Origin of the sequence: Streptomyces sp. NPDC090741, assembly GCF_044769045.1 — a bacterium.
Taxonomy (GTDB): domain Bacteria; phylum Actinomycetota; class Actinomycetes; order Streptomycetales; family Streptomycetaceae; genus Streptomyces.
The window spans coordinates 535,807-551,079 of sequence record NZ_JBIVXF010000001.1; the positions used below are offsets into that span (position 1 = coordinate 535,807).

General features: G+C 70.2%; 13 protein-coding genes and 1 riboswitch. Of the genes, 8 read left to right on the plus strand and 5 right to left on the minus strand.

Going from position 1 to position 15,273, the window contains the following annotated elements:
• Positions 1–72 precede the first annotated feature (72 nt).
• Together ACIQU4_RS02450 and nagB are read left to right on the plus strand one after the other, a co-directional pair.
• Positions 73–834: an SDR family oxidoreductase gene (locus ACIQU4_RS02450; RefSeq protein ID WP_403724808.1), complete on the plus strand. Its 762-nt coding sequence runs from the start codon at positions 73–75 to the stop codon at positions 832–834.
• A gap of 190 nt (positions 835–1,024) precedes the next feature.
• The gene (nagB, locus tag ACIQU4_RS02455; protein WP_403724811.1) at positions 1,025–1,810 is read left to right on the plus strand and encodes a glucosamine-6-phosphate deaminase; all 786 of its coding nucleotides are present in this window, start codon (positions 1,025–1,027) and stop codon (positions 1,808–1,810) included.
• 74 nt (positions 1,811–1,884) lie between these two features.
• Here nagB and ACIQU4_RS02460 read toward each other — a convergent pair whose 3' ends face one another.
• The 4 genes from ACIQU4_RS02460 to ACIQU4_RS02475 form a co-directional block, all read right to left on the minus strand.
• Positions 1,885–3,396 carry a glycoside hydrolase family 3 protein gene (locus tag ACIQU4_RS02460; protein WP_403724814.1) on the minus strand — a complete coding sequence of 504 codons (1,512 nt, stop codon included), beginning with the start codon at positions 3,394–3,396 and terminating at the stop codon, positions 1,885–1,887.
• 7 nt (positions 3,397–3,403) lie between these two features.
• Positions 3,404–4,222: a carbohydrate ABC transporter permease gene (locus ACIQU4_RS02465; protein WP_030153582.1), complete on the minus strand. Its 819-nt coding sequence runs from the start codon at positions 4,220–4,222 to the stop codon at positions 3,404–3,406.
• A 50-nt stretch (positions 4,223–4,272) separates the two neighbouring features.
• Positions 4,273–5,289, minus strand: coding sequence for a carbohydrate ABC transporter permease (locus ACIQU4_RS02470; RefSeq protein ID WP_403724817.1), 1,017 nt, complete (start codon positions 5,287–5,289; stop codon positions 4,273–4,275).
• Positions 5,290–5,393: 104 nt separating this feature from the next.
• Entirely contained in the window at positions 5,394–6,677 is a 1,284-nt protein-coding gene (locus ACIQU4_RS02475; RefSeq protein WP_403724820.1) for an extracellular solute-binding protein, read from the minus strand.
• A gap of 291 nt (positions 6,678–6,968) precedes the next feature.
• On the opposite strand from ACIQU4_RS02475, the gene ACIQU4_RS02480 reads away from it, so the two are divergent.
• The 3 genes from ACIQU4_RS02480 to ACIQU4_RS02490 all read left to right on the plus strand — a co-directional run bounded on the left by ACIQU4_RS02480 (position 6,969) and on the right by ACIQU4_RS02490 (position 10,282).
• Positions 6,969–7,733 carry a GntR family transcriptional regulator gene (locus ACIQU4_RS02480; protein ID WP_030153577.1) on the plus strand — a complete coding sequence of 255 codons (765 nt, stop codon included), beginning with the start codon at positions 6,969–6,971 and terminating at the stop codon, positions 7,731–7,733.
• Positions 7,734–7,934: 201 nt separating this feature from the next.
• Positions 7,935–10,088, plus strand: coding sequence for a carbon starvation CstA family protein (locus ACIQU4_RS02485; protein WP_403724822.1), 2,154 nt, complete (start codon positions 7,935–7,937; stop codon positions 10,086–10,088).
• On the plus strand, positions 10,085–10,282 hold the full coding sequence (locus ACIQU4_RS02490) for a YbdD/YjiX family protein (RefSeq protein WP_030153574.1): 198 nt from the start codon (positions 10,085–10,087) through the stop codon (positions 10,280–10,282). Before ACIQU4_RS02485 ends, ACIQU4_RS02490 begins: the two co-directional genes overlap by 4 nt.
• A gap of 48 nt (positions 10,283–10,330) precedes the next feature.
• Here ACIQU4_RS02490 and ACIQU4_RS02495 read toward each other — a convergent pair whose 3' ends face one another.
• Positions 10,331–10,915, minus strand: coding sequence for a Uma2 family endonuclease (locus ACIQU4_RS02495; protein WP_403725938.1), 585 nt, complete (start codon positions 10,913–10,915; stop codon positions 10,331–10,333).
• A 78-nt stretch (positions 10,916–10,993) separates the two neighbouring features.
• Between ACIQU4_RS02495 and ACIQU4_RS02500 the strand changes: the two genes are divergently transcribed.
• From ACIQU4_RS02500 to ACIQU4_RS02510, 3 genes are all read left to right on the plus strand, one after another.
• Complete coding sequence (locus ACIQU4_RS02500; RefSeq protein WP_403724825.1) at positions 10,994–11,494, plus strand: GNAT family N-acetyltransferase; 501 nt, start codon at positions 10,994–10,996, stop codon at positions 11,492–11,494.
• Between the two features lie 76 nt (positions 11,495–11,570).
• A riboswitch (cobalamin riboswitch) is annotated at positions 11,571–11,648 on the plus strand.
• A 161-nt stretch (positions 11,649–11,809) separates the two neighbouring features.
• Positions 11,810–14,197 (plus strand): ribonucleoside-diphosphate reductase subunit alpha, encoded by a 2,388-nt coding sequence (locus tag ACIQU4_RS02505; RefSeq protein ID WP_403724828.1) that lies wholly within the window; start codon positions 11,810–11,812, stop codon positions 14,195–14,197.
• On the plus strand, positions 14,197–15,210 hold the full coding sequence (locus ACIQU4_RS02510) for a ribonucleotide-diphosphate reductase subunit beta (protein WP_403724831.1): 1,014 nt from the start codon (positions 14,197–14,199) through the stop codon (positions 15,208–15,210). Before ACIQU4_RS02505 ends, ACIQU4_RS02510 begins: the two co-directional genes overlap by 1 nt.
• Positions 15,211–15,273: the final 63 nt, after the last annotated feature.

Sequence of the window (15,273 nt, forward strand, 5' to 3'; positions counted from 1 at the left end):
AGCGGCCGCTACGGAATCTGGTACGGTCTCTTTCTGTAGCGATCACTAGCGAATCCTGAAGGGGGGCGCGTCATGGGCGTGCTCAAGGGGAAGACGGCACTGGTCACGGGCGGCAGCCGGGGGATCGGGCGTGCGGTGGCGCAGCGGCTCGCCCGGGACGGGGCGCTGGTCGCCGTCCACTACGGACACAACGCGGCGGCGGCGCAGGAGACTGTGGCCGCCATCGAGGCGACGGGCGGGCGGGCGTTCGCGATCGGGGCCGAACTCGGGGTCCCGGGCGACGCGCAGGCGCTGTGGGCCGCGTACGCGGCCCACCCGCTGCACACCGACGCGGTCGACATCCTGGTGAACAACGCGGGCGCCGCCACCTTCGGCGGCCTCGCGGACACCGACGAGGAGACGTACGACCGGGTCCACGCGCTCAACGCGAAGGCGCCGTTCTTCGTGATCAAGCACGGGCTGGCGCGGCTCCGGGACGGGGGCCGGATCGTGAACGTGACCGGCACCCCGGAGATCGCCCTGCCGGCGATCCTGGCCACCATCACGGCCAAGGGCGCGGTGAACGCGCTGACCCGGTCGCTCGCCGCCGAACTGGCCCCGCGCGGGATCACGGTGAACTCGGTGGGCCCCGGCATCACGGACACCGAGCTCAGCGCGGGCTGGCTGGCGGACCCCGCGGCGCGGGCGCACGCGGCCTCCCGCTCCGTCTTCGGGCGGGTGGGCACGGCGGAGGAGGTCGCCGACGTGGTGGCGTTCCTGGCCTCGGCGGACGCCCGCTGGGTGACGGGCCAGCACCTGGACGCGACGGGCGGCCTCCAGCTGTCGCTGCTGTGAGACGGGCCCTGCGGCGCTCTCCGTGAGCCCGGCCGGGGCCGGGCGGGGCCGGGCTGCACGTCCCGGCGGGGAGGCCGACGATGGGAGTGGACGGAAGCGAACGGGAGTGGGCGCGGACCGGCCGGAGGCGGCCCACCTCTGCTAGATTGGTCTATACCACACCGTCTCACTCCAGATCGGCAGGCCCCGCGTGGAAGTTGTCATCGTCCCGGACGCCAAGGCAGGCGGCGAGCTCATCGCGGAGGCCATGGCCGCCCTGGTCCGCCGCAAGCCCGACGCCCTGCTCGGCGTGGCGACCGGCTCCACCCCGCTGCCCATCTACGAGGCCCTGGCCGCGAAGGTCAAGGCCGGTGCGGTCGACGCCTCCAAGGCGCGGATCTGCCAGCTCGACGAGTACGTCGGCCTGCCGGCCGGGCACCCGGAGTCCTACCGCGCGGTCGTGCTGCGCGAGGTCGTGGAGCCGCTGGGCCTGTCGGAGGCCTCGTTCATGGGGCCGGACGGCTCCGCCGAGGACATCGTGGCGGCATGCGAGGCGTACGACCACGCGCTGGCCGAGGCGGGCGGGGTGGACCTGCAGCTGCTCGGCATCGGCACGGACGGGCACATCGGCTTCAACGAGCCGTGCTCCTCGCTGGCGTCGCGCACCCGGATCAAGACGCTGACGGAGCAGACGCGGGTCGACAACGCGCGGTTCTTCGACAACGACATAGACCAGGTGCCCCACCACGTCATCACGCAGGGGATCGGGACGATCCTCGACGCCCGCCACCTGGTGCTGCTCGCGACCGGCGAGGGCAAGGCGGACGCCGTCGCGCAGACCGTCGAGGGCCCGCTGTCCGCGCTGGTCCCGGCCTCCGCGCTGCAGCTGCACCGGCACGCGACCGTGGTCGTGGACGAAGCCGCCGCGTCCAAGCTGAAGCTGGCGGACTACTTCCGCCACACCTACGCCGACAAGCCCGCGTGGCAGGGGCTTTAGGGGCGTCACCGCGCCACGCGCGAGAAGGGCCGGGCTCCCGTTGCGGGTGCCCGGCCCTTCTGTGTCAGCGGCGGCTACGCGCCCGCGATGATCTCCGCGGCAGCGGTACCGCAGACGCGGGAGGCTCCGTGCGTCGCGATGTGCAGGGCTCCGCGGGGGGTGGCCCGGGGGACGCCCATCTCCACCACCACCGTGTCCGGACGGGCTGCGATCAGGGTGTCCAGGGCCTGCGCCATCCACGGGTGACGGTGCTCGTCGCGGACCACCGCGACCACCGTGCGGCTGCCCGCCGCCGCCAGGACGGCCGCCGCCCCGGCGCCCTCCGAGTACACGCCCGAGGCGGTTCCCGGTACCAGCGCGGCCAGTTCCGCGGCCACACCCCACGGGGTCTCGTCGCCCACCGCGATGTTCGCGACGGGTGCGAGCGTGGCGACGTACGGGGGAGCCGTCACCGGCGCCGCGGTGCCCGTCACGGCCACCGCGCGGCGGGCCGCCGCCAGGCCGATGCCGGGCGCGCTCCCCTCCTGCGGCGCGCCCGGCGCGGCGGCGGCCCGGGCCTGCCGGGCCCATGAGGCCAGCGCCCGTACCCGGGCGGCGGCGTCGGCGAGCCGCTCCGCCGGGAGCGCGCCCTCCTTTACGGCCGCGACCAGGGCGTCGCGCAGCCGGAGCACGGTGGCCTCGTCGGCGAGCCCGCCGCCGACGCAGATCGCGTCGGCGCCGGCCGCGATGGCGAGGACCGAGCCGCGCTCGATGCCGTACGTCCCGGCGATGGCGTTCATCTCCATGCCGTCGGTGACGATCAGGCCCTCGTAGCCGAGCTCCTTGCGCAGCAGGCCGGTCAGGATCTGCGGGCTGAGCGTGGCCGGGCGGGTCGGGTCCAGCGCGGGCACCAGGATGTGGGCGCTCATCACGGCCTTGGTGCCGGCCGCGACGGCCGCCTTGAACGGGACCAGTTCGCGGGCCACCAGCGTGTCCAGGTCCACGTCGATGCGCGGCAGCGCGTGGTGCGAGTCGACGTTGGTGTCGCCGTGGCCAGGGAAGTGCTTGGTGCACGCGGCGACACCGGCGGCCTGGAGGCCCTCGACGTACGCGGCGGTGTGGCGGGCGGCGAGGTGGGTGTCGGCGCCGAAGGACCGGACTCCGATGACCGGGTTGTCCGGGTTGGAGTTGACGTCGGCGGACGGCGCCCAGTTGAGGTTGACCCCGCACGCGGCGAGGCGGCGGCCCAGCTCGCGGGCGACGTCCCGGGTGAGGCCGGTGTCGTCGACGGCGCCGAGGGCCAGGTTGCCGGGGAAGGACGAACCGTCCCGGACCTCCAGGCGGGTGACGTCGCCGCCCTCCTCGTCGATGGCGACGAGGACGTCTTCGCGCTCTGCGCGCAGCTGCGCGGTGAGCGCGGCGAGCTGCTCGGACGAGGCGATGTTGCGGCCGAAGAGGCCGACGGCGGTGAGCCCTTCGCCGACCTGGCGGAGCAGCCACGCGGGGGCGGTGGTGCCCTCGAAGCCGGGCTGGAGGACCGCGAGGGCGTCGCGGGTCAGCTCATCGTTCGAATCGGACGCGGTAACGCCGTGCGCAAGGACAGTCATGGTGCCGTTATCCCTTCACCGCGCCGGCGGTCATGCCGCCGACGGCCTTGCGCTGGAGGAAGACGAAGATCACCAGGACCGGGACCGCGAACAGCGAGGAAGCGGCCATGGTGGCGCCCCAGTCGTTGCCGAAGGCGGTCTGGAACTGGGTCAGCCACAGGGGCAGGGTCTGGGCGGTCTTGTCCTTGTTGAGGATCAGGACCATCGCGAACTCGTTCCAGGCGGTGATGAAGCCGAAGAGCGAGGTGGACATCAGGCCGGGGGCCAGCAGCGGGAAGATCACCTTGCGGAAGGCCTGGCCGCGGGTGCAGCCGTCGATCTGGGCGGCCTCCTCCAGCGTCACCGGGACGGCGGCGATGAAGCCGCGCAGGGTCCAGATGGTGAAGGGCAGGACCATCACGAAGTAGATCGCGGTCAGCAGCGGGAGGCTGTTCAGCATCTCGGCGTCGCGGGCGATCATGTACATCGCGATGACCATGACCTCCCAGGGGGCCATCTGCGCCATCATCACGCCGAGTACGAGGCCCTTGCGGCCCTTGAACTTCATACGGGCGATGGCGAAGCTCGCGGCGAGGGCCACGACCAGGGCCAGGGCGACGGCGCCGACGGTGACGAGCAGGCTGTTCGTCACGTACGTCCAGAACAGCTCGACGCCGGTGGCCTTGGTGAAGTTGTCCAGCGTCGGGGTGAAGACGAAGACGGGGTCCTTGGAGAGGATCTGCCCGGACGGCTTGAGGGCCGAGGAGAACATCCAGTAGACCGGGAAGACGAAGACCACGGCCACGACGAGCGCGCCCAGGTTCTTCGCCACCGTTGCGGGGCGCAGCGGGCGGCGCTTGCGCAGCTGCTGCGCGGGCTTCGGGGCGGTGGTGGTGCTCACTGCTCCTCCTCCTGCTTCAGGATCAGGCGGAAGTAGAAGGACATGACGATCACGAGCATCACGATCGTCAGGACGGAGATCGCTGCCGCGAGCGCGTAGTGGCCCTGGCTCTGACCCTCGACGAAGGCGAAGACGGGCAGGGTCTCGGAGGCGCGGTCGGGGCCGCCGCGGTTCATCGCGTACACCTGGGTGAAGGCCTTGAAGACCCAGATCACCTCAAGGAAGGTGGTGACGGTGAAGAACGGCTTGAGGTTCGGGAAGACGACCTGCCAGAACGTCTGCCACCCGTTCGCGCCGTCCATCCGCGCGGCCTCGTACAGCTCGCCGCTGACGGTGGTCAGGCCGGCGTACATGTTGAGGGCGACGAAGGGGACGGAGCCCCAGACCACCAGGACCGTGACGATCACCAGGGTGGAGAAGCCGGACTCGAACCAGTTGTGCTGCTCGTAGCCGGAGAAGCCGAGGGTGCGCATGACCCAGTTCATGACGCCGAACTGCTCGTCGAACAGCCACTGGAAGACGGTGACGGAGGCGACGATCGGCATCGCCCAGGCCATCACCAGGGCCATCGACAGGACCAGGCGCATCCACTTGCCGAGGCGGTTCAGCAGGATCCCGACGAGGCTGCCGATCAGCATGATCAGCGCGACGTTGGCCGCGGTGAAGGCGAAGGTGCGTACGACGACGGTCCAGAAGTGTGCGTCGCCCAGCAGTTGGGTGTAGTTCTCGACCCCGTTGAAGGGCGCCTTCCGCTGGATGAACTCGATCTTGTCGACCTTCTGGAACGACAGGATCACGTTCTTGACCAGCGGGTACAGCAGCAGCGTGGCCAGGCTGAGGACCGCGGGCCCGATCAGGAGGTACGGCAGCCAGCCCGCGGGAAGCGGCTTTCTGCCCCGGCGCGGAGCCGCCGGACCGGCCCCCTTGGTCGTGGGCGGCGTCTGCTGCCCTCCGGCGGACTTCGGTGGTGCGTCCTGTGGAGCGGTCACCGCTCCCTGGGAGTGCACGGTCATGTCTTGGTTACCTCGGCTGCGGTCGGGCGTCGCACAGGTCGGTCAATGCGCGACCGGGGGTGCGGCGGGCGCGTGGGCGCCGGCCGCACCCCCGGTGCTACGTGCTACTTGTTGATGCGGCTCGCGATTTCCTTGTCCGCGTCCGCGCCCGCCTTGGCGGCGTCCTCACCCTTCAGGACCTTGGTCATGAACTCCTTGAGCGGGTTGGGCTCGGTCTCGACGTTCGCCCAGCCCGGGGTGACCGGGGTGATGCGGCCGTTGACGCCGCCCTTGCCCATGGCCTCGGCGAAGGAGCCGGCGGCGGGGGCGAAGTTCGCGGCGGCCTGGTTCGGGAGCAGCGCGCCCTTGGTCTCGGCGGCGTACTTCGTCATCTGGTCCTTGCCTGCGGCGAGGGCCAGCCACTCCTTGGCGAGCTCCTTGTTCTTGGAGCGCTCGGCGACGGCGAGGTTCGAGCCGCCGAGGAAGACGGTGCCGGGCTTGTCTGCGGTCTTGCCCGGGATCGGGAAGTAGCCGAAGTCGGCCTCCTTGCCCGCATCCTTCAGGGCCTTCTCCGCACCGCCGGCCTCCCAGCCGAGACCGATCCAGGAGGCGACGCCGCCCTTGGGAACGACGTCGGTGGACTGCTGCGGGGTGGCCTCGTCCTTGTCCTTGGGGGCGGTGGAGTACGCCTGGAGCTTCTTGTAGAACTCCATCGCGGACGCGGCCTGGGGGGTGCCGAGGCCGCCCTTCCACTTGTCGCCGTCCTTGACGGCGAGGTCGCCGCCCTCGTCCCAGATGAAGCCGGCGAGGACGTACCAGCTCTGGCCGGGGAGGTAGATGGGCTGCGAGGCGGGGTCCGCGGCCTTCAGCTTGTCGAGGCCGGCGATCCACTCGTCGCGGGTGGTCGGCGGGGTGACGCCGGCCTTGGCGAAGGCCTTCTTGTCGTACACGACGACGCGGTTGGCCGCGTACCAGGGGGCGGAGTAGAGCTTGCCGTCGTACTCGGCCGAGGCGAGCATGCTCTTCTGCCAGGCGTCGGAGCCGAGCTTGGCCTTGTCCTTGGTGAGGTCGGCGAGGCCGCCGGTGACCGCGTAGCCGGCGGTCTGGGTGTTGCCGAGCTCGAGGACGTCCGGCGGGGTGTTCTCGGAGAGGGCGGTGGTGACCTTCTCCTGGATGCCCTTCCACTGCTGCTCTTCGACCTTGACCGTGACACCCGGGTGCTTGGCGGAGAACTCCGCGTTGACCGCGTCGATCCAGGCCTTGGGCGCGGAGCCGTCCATCACCCAGACGGTGATCTCCTTGGCGCCGCCCGCGTCGGTCTTCCCCTTGTCGTCGCCGCCGTTGCCGCACGCCGCGACACCGACCATCATGCCCGCGACACTGACCGCCGCGATGAGCTTGCGCTTCACGCCACCCTCCTCAGGGATGCTGCCTGCAACTTCCCTCGCCCGCCGCGGTGACATGCACCAAGTACTGCCCGTGGGGCCGGGATCTGATCCATATTGGTTTAGACCAGTAACCGGAGCTTGGCCTAGACCTTTAGGGGTGTCAAGGGTCTAATGAGCGGGTGATCGGTCCGTTACCGGACCGACACCTGGGGGAGGGAGGAGGCCTGTCCTCCCACCCGTGTCACGATGTGACCGCACATATCGGAGGAGCCGGTGACGGCAGCGAAAATGGAGTCGGGAAGGCGGGCGGCGATGTCCACCGAAGGGGCGACCACCGAGCCGGAAGGCGGGGCAGCCACTCGCACGGCGCGGGTGCCCAAGTACTACCGACTCAAGCGGCACTTGCTCGACATGACCGAAACGCTGCCCCCGGGCACGCCGGTGCCGCCGGAGCGCACGCTCGCGGCCGAATTCGACACCTCCCGGACCACCGTGCGCCAGGCTCTCCAGGAGCTCGTCGTCGAGGGCCGGCTGGAGCGCATTCAGGGCAAAGGCACCTTTGTCGCGAAACCGAAGGTCTCCCAGCCGCTCCAACTTTCCTCGTACACGGAGGACATGCGGGCCCAGGGCCTGGAGCCCACCTCCCAACTCCTCGACATCGGCTACGTGACGGCCGACGACACCCTGGCCGGGCTCCTCAAGATCGCCACGGGCGGCCGGGTGCTGCGCATCGAGCGGCTGCGCCTCGCGAGCGGTGAGCCGATGGCCATCGAGACCACCCACCTCTCGGCCAAGCGCTTCCCGGCGCTGCGCCGGTCGCTGGCCAAGTACACCTCCCTCTACACCGCCCTGGCCGAGGTGTACGACGTACGGCTCGCGGAGGCCGAGGAGACGATCGAGACCTCCCTGGCCACCCCGCGCGAGGCCGGCCTGCTGGGCACCGACGTCGGCCTGCCGATGCTGATGCTCTCCCGCCACTCCCTCGACGCCGACGGCGAACCCGTGGAGTGGGTGCGATCGGTGTACCGCGGCGATCGTTACAAGTTCGTGGCGCGACTCCAGCGCCCCGCCGTCTGATTCGTAGTTGACTCTCGTTCCGCTATACGGACGGGGGCTTACGTTCACCGGGCGGGCCCCCGTAGATTCCCTGCGCTTACGCAGATGATCAACGAGGGGACGAGGATCATGCCGGAACCGGAAGCAACAGGTACAGAACGGAACGCGGCGAGTCCGGGCACGGCGGCGGACTCGCCTTCCGCACCAGGGACCTCGGGAGGCATGAACCCGAAGTCCGTGGCCGTCTGGGTGCTCGTCGGCCTCGTCGGGGCCCTCGGCTGGGGCATCCTCGCCCTCTCCCGCGGTGAGGAGATCTCGGCCGCCTGGCTGCTCGCCGCCGCGCTGGGCTCGTACGCCATCGGCTACCGCTTCTACGCGCGCTTCATCGCCGACCGGGTCCTGAAGACCGACAAGACGCGGGCCACCCCCGCCGAACGCCTTGACAACGGTGTCGACTTCCACCCCACCGACCGCCGCGTGCTGTTCGGCCACCACTTCGCCGCCGTCGCCGGCGCCGGCCCGCTGGTCGGGCCCGTACTCGCCGCGCAGATGGGCTATCTGCCGGGCACCATCTGGATCGTCGCCGGCGTCATCTTCGCGGGCGCCGTCCAGGACATGGTCACCCTCTTCTTCTCCACCCGCCGCGACGGGCGCTCGCTCGGCCAGATGGCCCGGGACGAGATCGGCCCGGTCGGCGGAGCCGCCGCGCTGGTCGCCGTGTTCGCCATCATGATCATCCTGCTGGCCGTGCTCGCCCTGGTCATCGTCAACGCGCTGGCGCACTCCCCCTGGGGTGTCTTCTCCATCGGCATGACCATCCCGATCGCCCTCTTCATGGGCTTCTACCTGCGCGTGCTGCGCCCGGGCCGGGTCACCGAGATCTCCGTCATCGGCGTCGCGCTGCTGCTGCTCGCCATCGTCGCGGGCGGCTGGGTCGCCGACTCCTCACTGGCGAGCACCTTCACGCTGGAGAAGGAGACGCTGGTCCTCTGGATGGTGGTGTACGGGTTCGTCGCCTCGGTGCTGCCGGTGTGGATGCTCCTCGCGCCCCGCGACTACCTCTCCACCTTCATGAAGGTGGGCACCATCGCGCTGCTCGCCGTGGGCGTGGTCGTGGCGATGCCGACGCTGAAGATGCCCGCGGTCACCGATTTCGCCGCCCGCGGGGACGGGCCGGTCTTCGCCGGGTCGATGTTCCCGTTCGTCTTCATCACCATCGCCTGCGGGGCCCTGTCCGGCTTCCACGCGCTGGTCTCCTCGGGCACCACCCCGAAGATGATCCAGAAGGAGACCCAGGTCCGGGTCATCGGCTACGGCGCGATGCTGACCGAGTCCTTCGTCGCCGTCATGGCGATCATCGCGGCCTGCATCATCGAGCCCGGCCTGTTCTTCGCGGTCAACTCCCCCGCCGGTGTCATCGGCACCACGGTCGAGACCGCCTCGCAGGCCGTGACCAACTTCGGCTTCGCCATCTCGCCCGAGTTCCTCGCGCAGGCCGCGAAGGACGTGGAAGAGGCCAGCCTGCTGTCCCGTACGGGCGGCGCGCCGACGTTCGCACTCGGAATGTCGGAGATCTTCTCGTCCGTGGTCGGCGGCTCCGGGATGAAGGCGTTCTGGTACCACTTCGCGATCATGTTCGAGGCCCTGTTCATCCTGACCACCCTCGACGCGGGCACCCGGGTCGGCCGGTTCATGCTCCAGGACACCCTCGGCAACGTGCACAAGTCCTTCAAGGACGTCAGCTGGAAGCCGGGCGTGTGGCTGGCGAGCGCGGTCGTCGTGGGCGGCTGGGGCTACTTCCTGTGGGTCGGCATCAAGGACCCGCTGGGCGGTATCAACCAGCTGTTCCCGCTGTTCGGGATCGCGAACCAGCTGCTCGCCGCAGTGGCCCTGGCTGTCTGCACCACGCTGCTGGTCAAGTCGGGGCGGCTCAAGTGGGCCTGGGTGACCGGGGTCCCGCTGGCCTGGGACGTGGCCGTCACGCTGACCGCGAGCTACCAGAAGGTGTTCTCCGACGACGTGAAGGTCGGCTTCTTCGCGCAACGCGACAAGTACCAGACCGGGATCGACGCCGGGAAGGTCCTGCCGCCCGCCAAGAACATGGGCGAGATGCACACGATCGTCACGAACGCCACGGTCGACGGCGTGCTGTCGGCGCTCTTCGCGCTCCTGATCGTCATCGTGCTGCTGGACGCGTCGCGGACCTGCCTCAAGGCCGTCGGCAACCCGGAGGCGGTCAGGCTGTCCGAGGTCCCGTGGACCGAGTCGAAGATCATCGCCCCGGCCGGGCTCATCGCGACGCCCCAGGAGCGGGCGGAGCTCGCCGCCGCCGGCCTGGACTCGGGCGGCGGCCGCGTGAAGGAGCCGGTGGCGTGAGCGGGGTCCGCGCGGCGCTGGCGAAGGCGCGGTTCTTCGTACGGGAGTTCTCGGGCGAGGCGGCCTACGACCGCTACGTGGCCCACGCCCGTACGCACGACCCGGACGCGGAGGTCATGACCCGCCGCGCCTTCGAACGCGCCCGCACGGACTCGCGCGAGGCGGACCCCCGCGAGGGCTTCCGCTGCTGCTGAGCACGTACGCGAAGGGCCCCGCCGGATCGGCGGGGCCCTTCGGCTTCCTCAGCGCACCCAGTCCTTGAGGACCTCGGTCTGGAGGGTGATGCCGACGGGCTCGGGGAGCACGATGTCCGTGCCGTACGGCACGATGTGGATGCTCTCGTACTGTCGGCCCTTGGGCTGGCTGTATACGGAGATTTGACGCTTGGCTCGGTCGATCAGGAGGTAGACGGGGATACCCGTCTCCGCGTAGGCGCGGGGCTTCTCGACGTGGTCGCGCCGGTGGGTGTCCGAATCCCACGAGGTAACTTCGACGACCATGAGGATGGGATCGGGGTCGACCCAGTCACCCTGTCCGACGAATGCTTCGGAATGCGCGAGCGCCGCATCCGGAATCGCCCGGCCGGCCCGGTATTCCTGGGCCTTGATGCCCTGCCCCGGATGCAGCCACAGCTCGGGGCGGTGCTGCATACAGATTCGCGTGAGCCACTGGATGATCATCCCGTGGTCGCCGTCCGGCATGGCCTTGCTCCTGATGATCCCGTCGATGAACTCCAGCCGTGTCCCCTCCCTCTCGCGGGCCGCTGTACGCGCCACGGCTTCGAAGTCCTCTGTCAGCATGTGGGGCCGGTCTGTCATCACGGTCACGCCTCGCTCGCCTTCCTCGACGGTGCTGTCTTCGACGATAGCGCCGGGCACCGACAGCCGTCCGGCACACTCGACCGCATGGACATCGTGATCAGGGAAGCGCTGGCGGCGGAGTACGGGACGCTCGGGGAGATCACCGCGCAGGCCTATCTCGGGGACGGGCTGCTGACGTTCGGCGAGGACGATCCGTACCTCGTACGGCTGCGCGACGTGGCCGGGCGCGCGGCCGACGGGGTGATACTCGTCGCCGCGACGGGCGACGGGCGGCTCCTCGGCGGTGTGGCCTTCGCCGCGCCCGGGAGCCCGCTGTGCGACATCGCCGGATCGGGCGAGGCCGAGTTCCGGATGCTGGCCGTCGCCCGGGAGGGCCGAGGGCGGGGCGCCGGGGAGGCGTTGGTGCGGGCCTGCGCCGACCGCGCCCGGGCCATCGAGGGCGTACGGCGCCTCGTACTGTCCACCACGGACGACATGACCGGCGCCCACCGGATCTACGAACGGCTCGGCTTCGTCCGCACGCCGGAACGCGACTGGGAGCCCGTACCCGGACTCCCTCTGCTCACGTACGGTCTCGAACTGTAGCCACGCCGACACAACATCTAGGGGGTCGCGCATGACGCGGCCCCCACATGTATGCTCATCCTCGCTGTCGCCGCAGGGGAATCCGGTGTGAATCCGGAACTGTCCCGCAACGGTATGAAGTACACCCATTGGTGTCACCGCAAGTCCGATGACCTGCCGACAGTGCGCCCGGCTCGACCGAACCGGGTGCCGATACGTCCGGGCCCCGCGGTTGGGCCGGTGGACGCCGCGCGGTGCTGCCCTGTCATGCCCGCGCGCGCCCGCTCGCGCCCGCACCGCAGGTGTCCTGGAGCCGAGCGAGGGAGAGCTCCCCCCGTGACCATCGCGCCTTCCGCACCGCGCGCCGAGTCCGACCCGTCCGACACCGGAATCGAGACCGGGGGACCTGGGGCCGCACTGCTGCGTACCCTCACCGAGCTGACGGCCGACCTCCCCGACACCGACCCGGGCCGGGTCGCCGCCGCCGCGCTCCGCGGGCGCAGCGCCGCCGCCGACGAGGCCGAACTGCGCGGGCTGGCCACGGAGGCCTCCGCCGGTCTGATCTCCGAGGACCCGGCGTACTCCCGGCTCGCCGCCCGGCTGCTGACGCTGGCGGTCGCCGAGGAAGCCGCGGGCCAGGGGGCCACCTCCTTCTCCTCCTCCGTCGCGGTCGGCCACCGCGAGGGCCTGATCGCGGACCGCACCGCCGAGTTCGTGGCGCTGCACGCGAGCCGTCTGGACGCGCTGGTCGAGCACACCCTCGCCGAGGGCGCCGACGACCGCTTCGGCTTCTTCGGCCTGCGCACCCTGCACAGCCGCTACCTGCTGCGCCACCCGATCACCCGCCAGGTCATCGAGACCCCGCAGCACTTCATGCTGCGCGTGGCCTGCGGCCTCGCCGAGAACGACACGGTCCAGGCCGTCGAGGAAGTGGCCTCGCTCTACCGGCTGATGAGCCGCCTCGACTACCTGCCGTCCTCCCCCACGCTCTTCAACTCCGGCACACGGCACCCGCAGATGTCCTCCTGCTACCTGCTGGACTCCCCGCTGGACGAGCTCGACTCGATCTACGACCGCTACCACCAGGTCGCGCGCCTGTCGAAGCACGCCGGCGGCATCGGCCTCTCGTACTCGCGCATCCGCGCCCGCGGTTCCCTGATCCGCGGTACGAACGGCCACTCCAACGGCATCGTGCCGTTCCTGAAGACGCTCGACGCCTCCGTCGCCGCCGTGAACCAGGGCGGCCGCCGCAAGGGCGCCGCCGCCGTGTACCTGGAGACCTGGCACGCGGACATCGAGGAGTTCCTGGAGCTCCGCGACAACACCGGCGAGGACCAGCGCCGTACGCACAACCTGAACCTGGCGCACTGGGTACCGGACGAGTTCATGCGCCGCGTCAACGCGGACGGCGACTGGTCGCTGTTCTCCCCGGCCGACGTGCCCGAGCTGGTCGACCTGTGGGGCGACGAGTTCGACGCCGCCTACCGCAAGGCCGAGGCGGCGGGCCTCGCCCGCAAGACCATGCCCGCCCGCGACCTGTACGGCCGGATGATGCGCACCCTCGCGCAGACCGGCCAGGGCTGGATGACCTTCAAGGACGCCTCCAACCGCACGGCGAACCAGACCGCCGAGCCGGGTACGGTCGTCCACTCCTCCAACCTGTGCACCGAGATCATCGAGGTCACCAACGACGGCGAGACCGCCGTCTGCAACCTCGGCTCGGTCAACATGGGTGCCTTCGTGGTGGACGGGGAGATCGACTGGGAGCGTCTGGACGAGACCGTCCGCACCGCCGTCACCTTCCTCGACCGCGTCGTCGACATCAACTTCTACCCGACCGAGCAGGCCGGGCGCTCCAACTCCCGCTGGCGGCCCGTGGGCCTGGGCGCGATGGGCCTCCAGGACGTCTTCTTCAAGATGAAGATGCCCTTCGACTCCCCCGAGGCGAAGGCCCTGTCCACCAAGCTCTCCGAGCGCATCATGCTGGCCGCGTACGAGGCCTCCTGCGACCTCGCCGAGCGCAGCGGCCCCCTCCCGGCCTGGGAGCAGACCCGCACCGCCCGCGGCGTCCTGCACCCCGACCACTTCGACGTGGAGCTGAACTGGCCCGAGCGCTGGGACGCCCTGCGCGCCCGGATCGCGAAGTCCGGCATGCGCAACTCCCTGCTCCTCGCCATCGCCCCGACGGCGACGATCGCCTCGATCGCCGGCGTGTACGAGTGCATCGAGCCGCAGGTCTCCAACCTCTTCAAGCGCGAGACCCTGAGCGGTGAGTTCCTCCAGGTCAACGCGTACCTGGTGGACGAGCTGAAGAAGCTCGGCGTGTGGGACGCGCAGACCCGTGAGGCGCTGCGCGAGTCCAGCGGCTCCGTCCAGGGCTTCGGCTGGATCCCGGCCGAGGTGCGCGAGCTGTACCGCACGGCGTGGGAGATCCCGCAGCGCGGTCTGATCGACATGGCGGCGGCCCGTACCCCGTTCCTCGACCAGGCGCAGTCGCTGAACCTGTTCCTGGAGACGCCCACCATCGGCAAGCTCAGCTCGATGTACGCGTACGCCTGGAAGCAGGGCCTGAAGACCACGTACTACCTGCGCTCGCGCCCGGCGACGAAGATCGCCCGCGCCGCTCAGGCGGCCACCCCCGTCGCGCTGCCCCAGGCGGTCGCCGACGCCGAGGCGCTGGCCTGCTCCCTTGAGAACCCCGAGTCCTGCGAGGCCTGCCAGTAATGAGCTCCACCGACAAGAACCTCCTGGACCCGGGCTTCGAGCTCACGCTCCGCCCCATGCGCTACCCGGACTTCTACGAGCGCTACCGGGACGCGATCAAGAACACCTGGACGGTGGAGGAGGTCGACCTCCACTCGGACGTCGCCGACCTCGCGAAGCTGACGCCGGCCGAGCAGCACATGATCGGCCGTCTGGTCGCGTTCTTCGCGACGGGCGACTCGATCGTCTCGAACAACCTGGTGCTGACGCTCTACAAGCACATCAACTCCCCGGAGGCGCGCCTGTACCTGTCGCGCCAGCTGTTCGAGGAGGCCGTGCACGTCCAGTTCTACCTGACGCTGCTCGACACCTACCTGCCCAACCCGGACGACCGCGCGGCCGCCTTCGACGCCGTCGAGGAGATCCCGTCGATCCGCGAGAAGGCGCAGTTCTGCTTCAAGTGGATCAACGAGGTCGAGAAGCTGGACTGGCTGGAGACGCAGGCCGACCGCCGCCGCTTCCTGCTGAACCTGATCTGCTTCGCGGCGTGCATCGAGGGCCTGTTCTTCTACGGCGCCTTCGCGTACGTGTACTGGTTCCGCTCGCGCGGCCTGCTGCACGGTCTGGCCACCGGCACCAACTGGGTGTTCCGCGACGAGACCATGCACATGAACTTCGCGTTCGAGGTCGTGGACACGGTCCGCAAGGAGGAGCCGGAGCTCTTCGACGACGCCCTCCAGCAGCAGGTCACCGACATGCTGAAGGAGGCCGTGGAGGCGGAGCTCCAGTTCGGCCGCGACCTGTGCGGTGACGGCCTGCCGGGCATGAACACCGAGTCGATGCGCGAGTACCTGGAGTGCGTCGCGGACCAGCGCCTGGTCCGCCTCGGCTTCCCGCCGGTGTACGGCTCGCAGAACCCGTTCTCCTTCATGGAGCTGCAGGGCGTTCAGGAACTGACGAACTTCTTCGAGCGCCGCCCGTCGGCCTACCAGGTCGCGGTCGAGGGCACGGTCGACCTCGACGAGGACTTCTGAGCCGGAACGGCGACGGGAAGGGCCCCGCACCGGATCTCCGGTGCGGGGCCCTTCCCGTTGCCT